General features: G+C 57.2%; 10 protein-coding genes. 5 read left to right on the top strand and 5 right to left on the bottom strand.

All coding sequences use genetic code 11. The annotated features are described in order from the left end of the window. Nucleotides 1-46: 46 nt before the first annotated feature. Nucleotides 47-637 (top strand): TetR/AcrR family transcriptional regulator, encoded by a 591-nt coding sequence (locus EH164_RS06375; RefSeq protein WP_023479842.1) that lies wholly within the window; start codon nt 47-49, stop codon nt 635-637. Further along, nucleotides 627-992, top strand: coding sequence for an MmcQ/YjbR family DNA-binding protein (locus EH164_RS06370; protein WP_023479761.1), 366 nt, complete (start codon nt 627-629; stop codon nt 990-992). Before EH164_RS06375 ends, EH164_RS06370 begins: the two co-directional genes overlap by 11 nt. On the opposite strand, the gene EH164_RS06365 is transcribed toward EH164_RS06370, so the two are convergent. After that, entirely contained in the window at nt 989-1,861 is an 873-nt protein-coding gene (locus tag EH164_RS06365) for a helix-turn-helix transcriptional regulator (RefSeq protein ID WP_241175009.1), read from the bottom strand. The genes EH164_RS06370 and EH164_RS06365 overlap by 4 nt on opposite strands. 107 nt (nt 1,862-1,968) lie before the next feature. Between EH164_RS06365 and EH164_RS06360 the strand changes: the two genes are divergently transcribed. Next, entirely contained in the window at nt 1,969-3,393 is a 1,425-nt protein-coding gene (locus EH164_RS06360) for an MFS transporter (RefSeq protein ID WP_023479809.1), read from the top strand. A gap of 55 nt (nt 3,394-3,448) precedes the next feature. Here the strand turns inward: EH164_RS06360 and pheP are convergent, their stop codons facing one another. From pheP to EH164_RS06340, 4 genes are all read right to left on the bottom strand, one after another. Beyond that, nucleotides 3,449-4,846 carry a phenylalanine transporter gene (pheP, locus tag EH164_RS06355; RefSeq protein ID WP_124967658.1) on the bottom strand — a complete coding sequence of 466 codons (1,398 nt, stop codon included), beginning with the start codon at nt 4,844-4,846 and terminating at the stop codon, nt 3,449-3,451. Nucleotides 4,847-4,960: 114 nt separating this feature from the next. Continuing rightward, on the bottom strand, nt 4,961-6,901 hold the full coding sequence (locus tag EH164_RS06350; RefSeq protein WP_124967657.1) for a methyl-accepting chemotaxis protein: 1,941 nt from the start codon (nt 6,899-6,901) through the stop codon (nt 4,961-4,963). 299 nt (nt 6,902-7,200) lie between these two features. Continuing rightward, nucleotides 7,201-7,461, bottom strand: a complete 261-nt coding sequence (locus tag EH164_RS06345) for a DUF2534 family protein (protein WP_023479829.1) — start codon at nt 7,459-7,461, stop codon at nt 7,201-7,203. A gap of 131 nt (nt 7,462-7,592) precedes the next feature. Further along, complete coding sequence (locus tag EH164_RS06340; RefSeq protein WP_124967656.1) at nt 7,593-9,791, bottom strand: TonB-dependent siderophore receptor; 2,199 nt, start codon at nt 9,789-9,791, stop codon at nt 7,593-7,595. A gap of 517 nt (nt 9,792-10,308) precedes the next feature. Between EH164_RS06340 and EH164_RS06335 the strand changes: the two genes are divergently transcribed. Then, entirely contained in the window at nt 10,309-11,427 is a 1,119-nt protein-coding gene (locus tag EH164_RS06335; RefSeq protein WP_023479741.1) for a YbdK family carboxylate-amine ligase, read from the top strand. A 219-nt stretch (nt 11,428-11,646) separates the two neighbouring features. Continuing rightward, a complete protein-coding gene (locus EH164_RS06330) occupies nt 11,647-13,554 on the top strand; it encodes a methyl-accepting chemotaxis protein (RefSeq protein WP_206430694.1) in 1,908 nt (635 codons plus the stop codon). Nucleotides 13,555-13,619 lie beyond the last annotated feature (65 nt).

The raw sequence follows: 13,619 nt of genomic DNA, 5'->3' as shown, positions 1-13,619 counted from the left end.
GGGCATGTTTCAATCGTGGTTTTTGTAAAAAGCGGAGAAAAGCGGCGTGGCTCGTCCGAAGAGTGAAGATAAGAAACTGGCATTACTGAAAGCAGCAACCAAGGCGATTGCCCAGTCGGGAATTGCCGCCTCAACCGCGCTTATCGCCCGTAACGCAGGCGTCGCGGAAGGGACACTGTTTCGCTACTTCGCCACCAAAGACGATCTGTTGAACGCGCTCTATCTGCATCTGAAAACCGATCTTTGCGGCACTATGCTCGCCAATCTCGACCGCTCCAGCAGCGATTCGAAATTGCATACCCACTCCATCTGGGACAGCTATATCGACTGGGGCATTCGCCACCCCAACGGCCACCATGCGGTGCGCCAGATCGCCATTAGCGAAAAGCTGACCGCCGAAACCAAGCAGCAGGTGGCCGATATCTTCCCTGAGCTGCATGAGTTGTGCCACCGCTCGGTGCGCCCGGTTTTCCTCTCGGATGAGTACGCCGCGTTTGGCGATGCCATTTTCCTCGCGATGGCGGAAACCACCATCAATTTTGCCGGACGCGATCCCTCGCGAACCAAAGAGCTTAAGCGTCTCGGCTTTGAGGCGATGTGGCGCGCGCTGGCAAATGAGGAGAAAGATGGAGAGTAAAACATTGCAGGAGAGCGCTCATCGCTATGCGCTGTCGCTCCCCTTTACCGAGCACTGCTGGCCGTTTGGCCCGGAACATGACGTCTTCAAAGTGTGCGGCAAGATCTTCATGATGACCACCACTGCCCACGGCAGGCCGATGGTGACGATGAAATCGGAGCCGCAGGTTGCCCTGCTCAACCAGCAGATCTACCCCAGCATTGAGCCGGGCTATCACATGAATAAGAAGCACTGGATTTCCGTCTACGCAGGCGACGAGATTGACCTGTCGCTGCTCGAATCACTGATCCAGCACTCCTGGGATCGCGTGGTCGATACCCTGCCGCGTAAGGATCAGAAGCGCCTGCGCCCTTAAGCGTTCTGCGCCAGCCACTGTAACGCCTGCTCGCTCTGCTCATCTACCGGCATATAGACCAGTAACCGCGATCCGTTGCGCGGTGCGGAGTACCAGTACATCTGGTGCAGGGTAATTGTGCCGAGCTGCGGGTGAGCAAAGAGTTTGACCTTATTCTCCACGCCGCTCACTTCATAGTGTTTACGCCACAGCGTTTCAAATTCCGCCGACGCGGCGCAAAAACGCGCCAGCTTCGCTTCCCATATCGCATCCCCCCGGTGCGCGGCCATAGCCGCCCGAAAATAGGCGACAAAGGTCGAGAGTACCTTTTCATCCAGCCCTAAGCGGCTGCGCCACTGCGGATGGGTTAAGTAGAGATAGATACAGTTGCGGTCCTCTTCCGGGATCTCATCAAACTTGACCCCCATCAGGCGCTCAAAACCGGCATTCCACGCGACAATATCAAAATTGGGTTTCTGAATGCTCGCCGGGTTCGGTAGCAGGCTGTCCAGCAGGCGGCGCGTGCTGTCGCTGATCCCTTCGCACTGCGGGGAGTTGAGCGCTTCGGTCGGCGCTAACCCGGCCAGCAGAAAGAGGTGCCGCGTCTCGGTTGGCGTGCACTGCAATGCGGAGGCAATCGCCTGCAAAACATTGGCGGAAGGGTTCACCTCGCGCCCCTGCTCCAGCCAGGTGTACCAGGTAACGCCGACATCGGCCAGCAGCGCCACCTCTTCGCGCCGCAGACCCGGCGTCCGGCGTCGGCTGCTGCGCGGCAGGCCGAGCCGCTGCGGGTCGAGGCTTTCGCGCCGCGCGCGCAGAAACGCGCCCAGCTGTTTACGGCTCTCTTCAAGCAGCGCCAGCTGCGGCTGTTTGTCCACCATCAACGTCATAAACCCTCCAGCGTGGTAGTGCCAGTACCCGTATAGGCAAGAACTGGTACCCGTTTTCTCATTCGGCGATGCTACGTCCATCCGATGAATGACGCAATGGAGTCACCATGAATACGTCTGCTGTTTCTCCGGGCCGGGCGGGCCTGTTTTTGCTGTTAACCGGGCAGATGCTGCCGCTGATTGACACTTCAATTACCAATGTCGCGCTCGATTCCATCACTCTGTCGTTACACACTTCAGCCACCCAACTGGCGCTGATTGTCGCGCTCTACGGCGTGGCGTTTGCCGTCTGCCTGGCGATGGGCAGTAAACTGGGGGACAATTTGGGACGCCGCCGCATCTTTTTATGGGGCGTTGCGCTGTTCGGCATCGCCTCGCTGCTGTGCGGGCTGGCGAACTCGGTCTCTGCCCTGCTGGCGGCGCGCACGCTACAGGGGATGGGCGCGGCGCTAATCGTGCCGCAGATCCTCGCCACTCTGCATGTCACGCTGAAAGGCACTGCGCATGCCCGCGCAATCAGCCTCTACGGTGGCGTTGGCGGCGTGGCGTTTATCATCGGGCAGATGGGCGGCGGCTGGCTGGTTTCGGCGGATATCGCCGGGCTCGGCTGGCGCAACGCCTTCTTTATCAATGTGCCCATTTGCCTGCTGGTGTTACTGCTGAGCCGCCGTTACGTGCCGGAAACCCGCAGCGAACAGCGCACGCGCATTGACTGGCAGGGCACGGCAGCGCTGGCGCTGATCCTCTGCTGCCTGCTTTTCCCGCTGGCATTAGGCCCGGAGATGCACTGGCCGTGGCAGAGCAAAGCGGCGCTGCTGGCACTCTTCCCGCTGGCGCTGTGGATGCGCAGCAGCGCGGTGCAACAGGAGAAGCGCGGCATCACGCCGTTGGTTCCGCCGCGCCTGCTTAAGCTGCCGAGCATCCGCTTTGGTTTGCTGATTGCGCTGCTCTTTTTCAGCGCCTGGGCCGGGTTTATGTTCTGTATGGCGCTCACTTTGCAGGCCGGGATGGGCATGACCCCCTACCAGTCCGGGAACAGTTTTATTGCCCTCGGCGTCGCCTATTTTATCTCCGCCTGGTATGCGCCGAAGCTGATTAGCCGCTACAGCATGCGCACCATTTTGTTGACCGGGCTTACGATTCAGATTGCCGGTTTGCTGGCGCTGATGGTTACGCTACACTTCTCAGGCCGCGTGGTTGGCGTGCTGGCACTCGCCCCGGCAACCCTGTTGATTGGCTACGGCCAGGCGCTGATCGTCAACAGCTTCTACCGCATCGGCATGCGTGATATCACCGCGCAGGACGCGGGCGCAGGCAGTGCGCTGCTTAGCACCCTGCAGCAGGCGGCGCTCGGTCTGGGGCCTGCGCTGCTCGGCGGCATCTTTCTCCACCTTGTCGGCCAGTCGCACGGCGACTACAGCGCGGCGCTGAGCGGTTTTCTGGCAACAGAAGTAGTGATGATGCTGGCGCTTGTCGCAGCGGCACTTGTTGCCCGCCGGCAGTTAGCGCCCCGCTGCCCGACCAGTGCCTGAGGCACATAAAAAACGCCAGCACGGAGGCTGGCGTTTTCTCTTCTGATACTGAGGTTTATGCGCGTTTCGGTGTCCGCCGCAGCAGTTTAAAGGCGGCAAACAGGAACACAATCCACACCGGCAGCAAAATGGCCGACAGGCGCATATCGTCGATGGAGTACATCAGACCAAGAATAAACAGCATAAAGCCGATGCAGAGGTAGTTGCCCGCCGGAAAGAGCAGCGCTTTGAACTGCGGATCGCGCCCTTTGCGGCGCATCGCGGCGCGGAACTTCAGGTGCGCCAGCGAGATCATAATCCAGTTCAGCAGCAGAGTGGCAACCACTAACGCCATCAGCATGGCAAAGGCTTTCTGCGGCAGGAGATAGTTTACCAGCACCACCAGTGAGGTAATCGCGCCGGAGAGGATCAGCGAGTTGACCGGTACACCGCGACGGCTGACGCGCGTTAAAAACGCGGGCGCATTGCCCTGCACCGACAGGCCAAACAGCATCCGGCTATTTGAGTAAACGCCGCTGTTATAGACCGACAGTGAAGCCACCAGAATAACGAAGTTGAGTGCCGAAGCGACTAGGTTGCTGTCGAGTTCGTGGAAGATCATCACAAACGGGCTGCTGTTGGCCTGCACGTCAATCCACGGATAGAGCGCCAGCAGCACCACCAGCGAACCGATGTAGAAGAGCAGAATGCGGTAAACCACCTGGTTAACGGCTTTTGGAATGGTGGTGTGCGGCTCGCTCGCTTCCGCAGCGGTGATACCAATCAGCTCAAGGCCGCCGAACGAGAACATAATCACCGCCAGCGACAATACCAGCCCATGCCAGCCGGTGGCGAAAAAGCCGTTGTACTGCCAGAGGTTATTGATGCTGGCACGCTCGCCACCGTGGCCGGTGAACAGCATCCAGATGCCAAAGCCAATCATGCCGATAATCGCCAGCACTTTGATCAGCGCAAACCAGAACTCGGTTTCGCCATACAGACGCACATTAACGAGGTTAACGGCGTTGATAATTACGAAGAAGGTGGCGGCCCAGACCCAGGTCGGGATGTCGGGGAACCAGTACTGCATATAGATCCCGGCGGCGGTCAGTTCCGCCATGCCGACCAGCACAAACATCGCCCAGTAGTTCCAGCCGGAGAGGAAGCCCGCAAACGGCCCCCAATATTTAAAGGCGAAGTGGGAAAACGATCCGGAAACCGGCTCTTCAACCACCATTTCACCGAGCTGGCGCATAATCAAAAAGGCGATAATGCCGGCGATGGCGTAGCCGAGTAACACCGCAGGCCCGGCCATCTGAATTGCCGGACCGATGCCGAGAAACAGCCCGGTACCAATCGCGCCGCCAAGAGCAATAAGCTGAATATGGCGGTTCTTTAATCCCCGTTGTAGCGTCGGCGCTGCCTCCGACGCGGTCCCGGTCATGCTCCCCACGACCTGTGACGCGTTTTTCACGTCCTTCCCCTTTGTGGTTTCATTTAAAGGGGCACCTTTTAACATCTCCGCCAGGGGCTGGCAAGAAATGGTACCGGCAGCGGGGAGCCTGTACTAACCGACTCCCCGCTCCACTCAGGCCTGCAAACGGAACTGCTGCACGCTCTGCGCCAGCTGCTCCGCCTGATCTTCCAGCGACGTTGCAGCGGCAGCCATCTCCTGCACCAGCGAGGCGTTCTGCTGCGTTACACCATCCATTTCGTTAACCGCGATTGTCACCTGGCCGATGCCTTTGGCCTGCTCATCGGAGGCGCTGACAATCTCATTGATGATGGACTGCACCGAGTTCACCGCCTGGGTCATCTCCTGCATGGTTTTACCGGCGTCGTTTACCAGTTGCACCCCGGTTTCCACCCGCTTGCCGGACTCCTCAATCAGCGCGCCAATCTCTTTCACCGCATCGGCGCTGCGGCTTGCCAGATTACGCACTTCCGAGGCGACCACGGCAAAGCCACGCCCCTGCTCGCCGGCACGTGCCGCTTCCACCGCGGCGTTCAGCGCCAGGATATTGGTCTGGAACGCGATACTGTTGATGATGGCAGTAATATCGCCAATCTTCTTCGCACTATCGTCAATCTGCGACATGGTTTGTACCACCTGGCCCACCAGCGCTTCGCCGCGGCTGGCAATCTGCGTGGCATTGGCGGTCAACGCGGTAGCATGGTGCGCATTATCGGCGTTGTGTTTAACCGTGGCGCTGAACTGCTCCATACTGGCGGCGGTCTGCTCAAGCGCGGCGGCCTGCTGCTCGGTACGTGACGAGAGGTTGATGTTGCCGCTGACAATCTCGCCAGCGCCCTGGCGCACAGAACTGCTCGCCTCCTGGATCTGCCCGACCATCTGGCGCAGTTGGTCCTGCATGGTGTGCAGCGCATAGAAGAGGCTGCTGCGATCGCCCTCTTTCACCACAATGAGGTTATCGAGTTTGCCTTCGGCGACCGCCAGCGCAATGCTTGCCCCTTCCAGCGGCTCGCCGCCAATCGGTTTCAGCACTTTACGGCTAAAGAGCACGCCCAACAGCGCGCTGACCAGCAGGATGCTGATAACGCCAAGGATCACGGCATTAAGCAGCTGACGGTTAGCGGCGGCCATCACCTGGCTGACCGGGGCGACAATGCCCAGATACCAGTTATCGGTGCTGTTACCGATCGTGATGGGCTGCCAGGTCACCAGCGCTTTTTCGCCAAGGATCGGATCGTCCTGCTCCACCACACTGGTGGTAAAGCCTTCGGTATTGCCAGGAAAGGGTTTGCTGGTCAGTTTTTTATCCGGATAGGAGATCACTTTCCCCGAGGTGGAGAGCAGCATCGCATAGCCGCCGCCTTCCCACGGTTTAATCTGGTTCACTTTCTGTTGCAGTGAAGCCAGCGAAATGTCGGAAGTGACCACCGCGTTGAGTTTACCGTCGTTGATAATCGGCGCGGCGACGGAGGTTAACAGCGTCGGGACGCCGTTATAGGCATAGCTGTAGGGTTCGATCAGCGTATCTTTTTGCGTGCGTTGCGGCACGAGGTAGTAGTCCCCCTGCCCCGGCGTAAAGATCGACAGCAGCGGATGCATGGCATATTTACCGGCAGGATCGCGATCGGCGAACACCGCATAGCGCCCTTTGGGTGCCTGATCCGGTTTACCGGCAAACTCCGCGTCGCGACCATCGAAGGCGTTCTCTTCAAAAATCACTGACACGGAGAGGTAGTCCGGGTTATCGCGCACCGCATACTCAATTAACTTATTCGCTACGTTACGATCGGTGATCCCGGCCTGCGGCAGCGCGGCCAGGCTATGGCCGAGGTTATGCGCCACATCGCGCGCATAGTTAAGTTGTTGCTGAATATTGAGCGCCTCACTGCGGGCGATTTTTTGCAGATATTGTTCGGCGAGCGCTTTTTGCTGATTGCTGGACTGCCAGCTCAGTACCCCGATGGTGACCACAAAACCGAGGGTGATGGTGATGGCGCCCGTCAGCAGCATCTGCGCGCGGGTGCTCATTTTTTTATTTACGGATTGTCTGGCCATTACGGCTCTCCTGGAGTCAGCCTTCTGTCATCAATGTTCCTTGCAGCATGCTCTCCCTGTACCAATGCTATCGGCGATTATTTTTTGATCTTTAATTGTTAAAAATGGGCAGACGGGAGAGGGAAACACGCCCTTTCCGCCAGCAAGGCAGCAGGCTAGCGCGGGGCTTAATGTAGCGGCAGTTAACTTAACGGTCAGTGATTCTTAAAACAGAGTTTTCGACTGCGTGAGGGGGAATAACTTTATTTACATAATGTGATAACGGAAACTGCCCCGGCGGAGAAACCGGGGCGAGAGGATCAGCCGCGATCGTCCTTCGGGCCGAGGAAGTAGAAGCCAAACGGCAGCGAGCCGATGATGGTGAACATCAGGCTGTAAATCGCCACCCATGCGCCCTGCATGATAAACATTGAGGTGGTCCAGGAGGACATCGGCAGATTGTACTGATCCTCAACGCCTTCGAAGGTCACTTTTGACACCACGCTTACGGCAATCAGGAAGACCACCAGCACCGCGCAGAGAAATTTTTTCCCGTCACGGGTTCGTAGTTTTTCCAGCATCTCACTCTCCTTTTATGTGGATTTTCTGTGCCGCGAGTGTAACCGATCTGCTGTTTGAATGTTGTGATTGAGCAAATAAAAGGCAACATGCCGAATAAGCTGCGCGCTCTCCGGCCTGCTGCCATTCGTGTTTAAAAATCGTAGCTCATTGACACTTTCAGCTCACGACCAACGCCCCGGTAGATATAGGTGCCGTTATCTTCCACGCTTGCCCAGTAGTTCTTGTTGGTGACGTTATCCAGCCCGACGCGCCACACCATCTCATTGCGATCGGCATTCAACCGCATGCGGTAACGCGCACCCAGATCGAGGGTGGTGTAACTGCCCAGCTTCTTACTGTTCGCTGCATTAGCGTATTGCGATCCGGTGTGGTTGACTCGCGCCGTTGCCGTCAGCCCCTCAATCGCGGCAATGTCATACTCCGCGCCCAGCACCGAGTAAAAGCCCGCCACGCCAACCGGCTTGTTACCCTGATTAACGCCATCCTGAGTTTTGGTCATCTCCGCGTCGATCCAGGTTGCGCTGCCGTTCAGGCGCAGGCCGAGCGTCGGCTCGCCAAATACACTCAGCTCAACGCCGCGGTTGCGCTGCTCACCGCTCAGTTCATAGATATTGGTGCTGCTGTTCTGAATCGCCGATGGTTTCTTAATTTCAAACAGCGACAGCGTACCGCCGATACGGCCAAAGTCCGTTTTCACCCCCACTTCATTCTGTTTCGAGTGGGCGATACCGGTGGTTTGATACTGGTTCGCCGCCCCTTCCGGCGCAGTGCTGCCCGGTTGCAGCGCTTCGGTGTGGTTGGCGTAGAACGAAACCACTTCCCACGGTTTGTAGACCACGCCGTAGGTCGGCATCCAGCGATCTTCAATAAAGCGCGCGTTGCGGTTCTCCGCACCGGTGGCATTGTTGTAACTGTGCACCCACACTTTCTGGTAACGCGCGCCAGCGGTGAAGAGCAGCGTATCGTCGAGCACGCCCAGCGTATCGCTCAGCAGCCAGCCCTGGGTGCGGTTGCGCCCGGTGGTTAATGGATCGCTGTAGTTGCCGCCGGTCAGGCTGTAATCGGGCATCGGCACCGCGCTGTTGTTGTAGATATTGACCCGCGGATTCTTCGATGACATGCGCCAGGCGACCTTGTCCTGCTTGATGCTGGCGGAGTAACCGACGTTGACTTTGTGTGAAACCGGGCCGGTGTCGAAGTTGCCGCGCAGACCCGCCATGCCGCTCCAGCTATCGCTGATGCGATTCGTATCGAGGCGGCCAATCGTCGCATCGCCCGCGGCGTTGATCACTTTCGGCCCGCCATAGACGCCCTGCTCGTGGGAGTGCTGGCCGCCAAAGGCGGCGTAGGCCGTCCAGATATCGGTGACATCATATTCGGCGCGCGCGAGGCCAAACTCATTTTCGATATCGCTCCATGCCCACTTCTGGCTGGTATTTTTGCTGTTACCCGGCACGGCAGGCACGAAATCGATGTTGCTGATATTGACCCCCATCGAACCGCCGTGGAAGGTCTTCTTCTGATAGCCAAAATCAAGGGAGCTGCGCAGGCGTTCACCGCGATAATCGAGGCCAATGGAGGCAGCGGTGGTGCGGCGCTTATCATCTTCAACCGGGGTTTCGCCCTCGCGGTGCAGCAGGTTAACGCGCACGCCGACCTGGTTGTTATCGCCATAACGCCGCCCGACATCCAGCGAGCCGCCGAGCTGCGAGCGCGAGGAGTAATCGACGCCGAGGCGCGTCAGCGGGGTATCTTCAGCGTGTTTCGGCTCAAGATTAATCATCCCGCCAACGCCGGAGGTGGCTGCGCCATTCATTAAGGCATTCGCCCCTTTAAAGATCTCGATGCGGTCGAGCATCTGCGTATCGACCACCTGGCGCGGCACAATGCCCGCCAGGCCGCCCATCAGCATATCGTCGCCATCGAGTTTAAAACCGCGAATGCGGTAGGTTTCCGCCATATTGCCGTAGCCCTGGCTGACCTGCACCCCGGCATCATTGCGCACCACATCGGCGATAGTCTTCGCCTGCTGATCCTGCACCAGCTTCGAGGTATAGCCGATCACGTTAAACGGCACATCCATGGCCTTCTGTTCGCCCAGCATGCCAAGCCGCCCGCCGTAGGCGACCTGGCCGTCAAGATAGGCTGGCACCAGTGCGTCGCCGCCGGGTTTAAAATCGCTGCCGCCGGTGGACTGGACGATCAGCGTCTCCTCTTTCGTTTCGCTGGCAGGAGTTGCCGCCTGTACGGCGTGCGTCGCTGCGCCAATCGCGAGCGCAAGCAAGCTCTTGCGCAAAGGAGACCAGGTATGTTTGCTGTTATTCATCATCGACTCATATCGAAGTGGAGAAAAAGGCCCGCCGTCAGGCCGGATGGTTAAGGGCTTCAGCCAAAAAGCGGGTTGCCATTGCCTCTCCCCGCCTGCCTTTTCGCGTTGATTGAGTATGTGCCCGGGCGGGTGATATTCAGGTGGCGATGGCGTACTGCGCCGCGGCAACGCCAACAAACACCAAAGAGAATGAGAACTATACTCATTAACCTTAATGAGGCAAGCATAATTGACTCTATTAACCTGCATCGATTGCTTTGTTAAGGAAGAGTGCAATCTCATACAAAATAGAGGGTTGACCATGAAGATGATAAAGATTATCTTTCGCATTACCGAATAGTTGAGTGAGTCACTCAGGTATTCGGTACGACATTGCTCACATTGCTTCCAGTATTTTTTGCCCGCCGTTTGTGCGGGCTTTTTTTTGCTTTTTTCGCCCTCCTTTCCCTCCCGCTGCGCCGGGCACAATTAGCGATTCCCTTCCATACTCAAACAAACATTTGCGTAAGGAATGGTTATGCCTTTGCCCGATTTTCATGTCTCTGAGCCCTTTACCCTTGGCGTTGAGCTGGAGTTACAGGTGGTTAACCCACCGGGTTATGACTTAAGCCAGGACTCATCCCGGCTCATCGACACCCTTCAGAACCGCATCAGCGCCGGTGAGGTCAAGCACGACATCACCGAGAGCATGCTGGAGATCGCCACCGGCGTCTGTCGCGATATCCGCCAGGTCGCGCATCAATTTTCAGCGATGCATCACGCCATTTTGCAGGCCGCAGGCGAGCACCACGTGCAGATTTGCGGCGGTGGCACCCATCCGTTTCAGAAATGGCAGCGGCAACAGATCTGCGCGGATGAGCGTTACGCCCGCACGCTGGAGATGTTCGGCTATCTGATGCAGCAGGCGACGGTGTTTGGTCAGCATGTCCATGTCGGTTGTACCAATGGCGACGATGCCATTTATCTGCTGCACGGGCTGTCGCGCTTTGTACCGCACTTTATCGCCCTGAGCGCCAGCTCGCCCTATATTCAGGGCACCGATACGCAGTTTGCCTCATCGCGCCTCAATATCTTCTCCTCATTCCCGGATAATGGCCCCATGCCGTGGGTGGCGAACTGGCAGGAGTTTGAAGGGCTGTTTCGCCGCTTAAGCTACACCTCGATGATTGAGAGCATTAAGGATCTGCACTGGGATATTCGCCCGAGCCCCAGTTTCGGTACCGTTGAAGTACGGGTGATGGATACGCCGCTGACCATTTCCCACGCCGTCAGCCTGGCGGGCTTTATTCAGGCGCTGTCGCACTGGCTGCTGGCTGAGCGTCCGTTTAAATTCCAGGAGCGGGACTACCTACTGTATAAATTCAACCGTTTTCAGGCCTGCCGCTTTGGCCTGAAGGGGGTGATAACCGATGTGCATACCGGCGAACAACGCACCATTGCCGATGATGTTTCACGTCTACTGGAGAAGATCGCACCGTGGGCCGATAAGCTTAATGCCAGCAGCGCGCTGGATGAGCTGGCAATCTGCGTTAAACGCGGCAAGAGCGAAGCACAGCTGATGCGGGAATTTATTGCCGATGGCGGATCGTTAATTGGCCTGATGAAAAAGCACGCCGAAATATGGGCTGCCGGATAATCCCTCAATTAATTAGGGTTATTTTTTGCCGTAGGGATATTTCTCCTGCGGCAAACTCTGTTCTCTTTGATTAACAGAGAGATTTCTTAAATAAGTAATACTTATGGAGTAGCGCTATTTCCTGAGAATTGATAAATATCAATAACCCCTGCAATAAAATAAAGGCCGCGCGTAATCACTCCGATAACAAATATATACACGCGAACAAGAGGCCTATTTATGAAGTGGATTTACCGTATATCTATGAAGTCAAAACTGTTATTAGCGCTGCTGCCTCTGTTGTTTGCGCTTATCTGGCTTGCCGCCAGCGGCATCATGTCGCGCGTTGAAACCGGCCAGCAAATGCACACCATCATTTCCTTGACCACGCTGGCAAAAGAGGCCGGGAGCGTCATCCATGAATTACAAAAAGAGCGCGGTTTAAGCGCAGGTTATATCGGCAGTAAAGGCCAGCAATTCAATAATGAGTTATCCACGCAATATCCCGTCTCGACCAAAGCGCTGACACAATTAACCGAATTACTCGACCAATTCCCGGAGCAGGAAGCGAATAGCGATATTCGCCAGGCGCTGGCGCAATTCCGCCAGCATCAGCAGGGTATTAATGGCTTTCGCGACCAGGTACGCGCATTAAGCGTCAACGGCTCCGATTCGCTGGTGTGGTACAGCACCATTATTAATGACCTGCTGAATGTGGTCGGCGGTATTAGCCAATTAACGGATAATGGTGAGATTGTTAACCAGCTGGCGGCCTACTACAGCGTGCTGAATGCTAAAGAGCAGAGCGGTATTGAACGTGCGCTGCTGTCGAACGTCTTCTCCGCTGACCGCTTTACCGAGGCGCAATTCCGCCAGCTTAATGAAGTGGTGGGTAAACAGGCCTCATGGCTGGCGGCAACCCACGCGTTTAGCTCCGCAGAGGTGAACGCAAAAATGAACGCGCAATTCAACTCTCCAGAGGCGCTTAAAGCCCTCTCTTTACGCCAGACCGCTATCGATCATGCAGCAACCGGTGGCTTTGGCGTTGCACCCGCCGACTGGTTTAACGCCCAGACTGCGCGCATCAACACGCTAAAAGCCGTTGAAAATGCCGCATCTAATCACCTGCTTATGACCGCGCAGAAACTGGCCGATGAAGCCTGGCGCGAGGTGACGCTGTTCGCGGTGATAAGCGTGATTGCACTGGTCATCGCCCTCTTCTTTGCCGTGCTGGTCGCCAGCAGCATTCACCGCCAGTTGCAGCACTCACTGGCAACCATCGAAGGGATGGATGGCGATCTCACTCAGCGGCTGGATGTGCCGGGCAGCGACGAGCTCTCTCTGCTTAACCGCGCCTACAACCAGGCGATCGAGAATATTCAGCATATCGTCAGCGAGATCAAACATGGCGCAGGGGTGCTGCGCGGTGCCAGTTCCGAGATCGCCAGCGGCAACCAGGATCTGGCCTCCCGCACCGATCAACAGGCAGCCTCGCTGGTCGAGACTGCCGCCAGCATGGAGCAGATTGCGACTGCGGTAAACATGACCGCCGACAATGCCAATGAAGCAAAACGCCTGACCCAGGAGATGGAGAAACAGGTGCAGGAGGCGAGCCGCGTGGCGGGTGAAACCAGCAACAGCATGTCGGCTATCCGTTACTCCAGCGAACAGATCTCCAACATTGTCAGCTCAATTGATGAGATCTCGTTTCAGACCAACCTGCTGGCGCTGAATGCCGCGGTGGAGGCGGCGCGTGCCGGTGAACTGGGCAAAGGCTTTGCGGTGGTGGCATCAGAGGTGCGTAACCTGTCGCAGCGCTGCGCCAATGAAGCACAGCAGATCCGCGAACTGGTGAGCAAAAATATGGATCAGATTCAGCAAGGCGTGGCGCTGGCGCAGGCATCGGATCGCGCGCTGCATGCGGCTCGCGACAATACCGGCCAGATGCTGGCGTTTGTCAGCGATATCGCCCACGCGGCCAATGAGCAGTCGCTCGGCGTTTCGCAGGTGCATGAAGCGCTAAACCAGCTTGAGCAGGTCACGCAGCAAAACGCCGGACTGGTGGCGAGTGCGGCCAGCGCCAGCCAGCTGCTGGATCAGCAATCTGAAACCATGTCAGAGCTGGTCGGCCGCTTCGTCGTCGCCTGAGTGAAGGTCGGGGAACGTTGCGCTCAGGCCAGCTTTCCCCGACAATGCGTTTTTTCATCAATGAT

Source organism: Kosakonia sp. CCTCC M2018092 (genome assembly GCF_003864115.1).
GTDB classification, from domain to species: domain Bacteria; phylum Pseudomonadota; class Gammaproteobacteria; order Enterobacterales; family Enterobacteriaceae; genus Kosakonia; species Kosakonia cowanii.
Note: the sequence above shows the minus strand (reverse complement) of the source record. Positions and strands in the feature narration are given on the sequence as shown.

What these genes read in the sequence shown, in the direction of transcription:
- EH164_RS06370 (WP_023479761.1), top strand. Translation starts at nt 627, where the DNA reads ATGGAGAGTAAAACATTGCAGGAGAGCGCTCATCGCTATGCGCTGTCG.
- EH164_RS06365 (WP_241175009.1), bottom strand. Translation starts at nt 1,861, where the DNA reads ATGACGTTGATGGTGGACAAACAGCCGCAGCTGGCGCTGCTTGAAGAG.
- EH164_RS06360 (WP_023479809.1), top strand. Translation starts at nt 1,969, where the DNA reads ATGAATACGTCTGCTGTTTCTCCGGGCCGGGCGGGCCTGTTTTTGCTG.
- EH164_RS06350 (WP_124967657.1), bottom strand. Translation starts at nt 6,901, where the DNA reads ATGGCCAGACAATCCGTAAATAAAAAAATGAGCACCCGCGCGCAGATG.
- EH164_RS06345 (WP_023479829.1), bottom strand. Translation starts at nt 7,461, where the DNA reads ATGCTGGAAAAACTACGAACCCGTGACGGGAAAAAATTTCTCTGCGCG.
- EH164_RS06340 (WP_124967656.1), bottom strand. Translation starts at nt 9,791, where the DNA reads ATGATGAATAACAGCAAACATACCTGGTCTCCTTTGCGCAAGAGCTTG.
- EH164_RS06335 (WP_023479741.1), top strand. Translation starts at nt 10,309, where the DNA reads ATGCCTTTGCCCGATTTTCATGTCTCTGAGCCCTTTACCCTTGGCGTT.
- EH164_RS06330 (WP_206430694.1), top strand. Translation starts at nt 11,647, where the DNA reads ATGAAGTGGATTTACCGTATATCTATGAAGTCAAAACTGTTATTAGCG.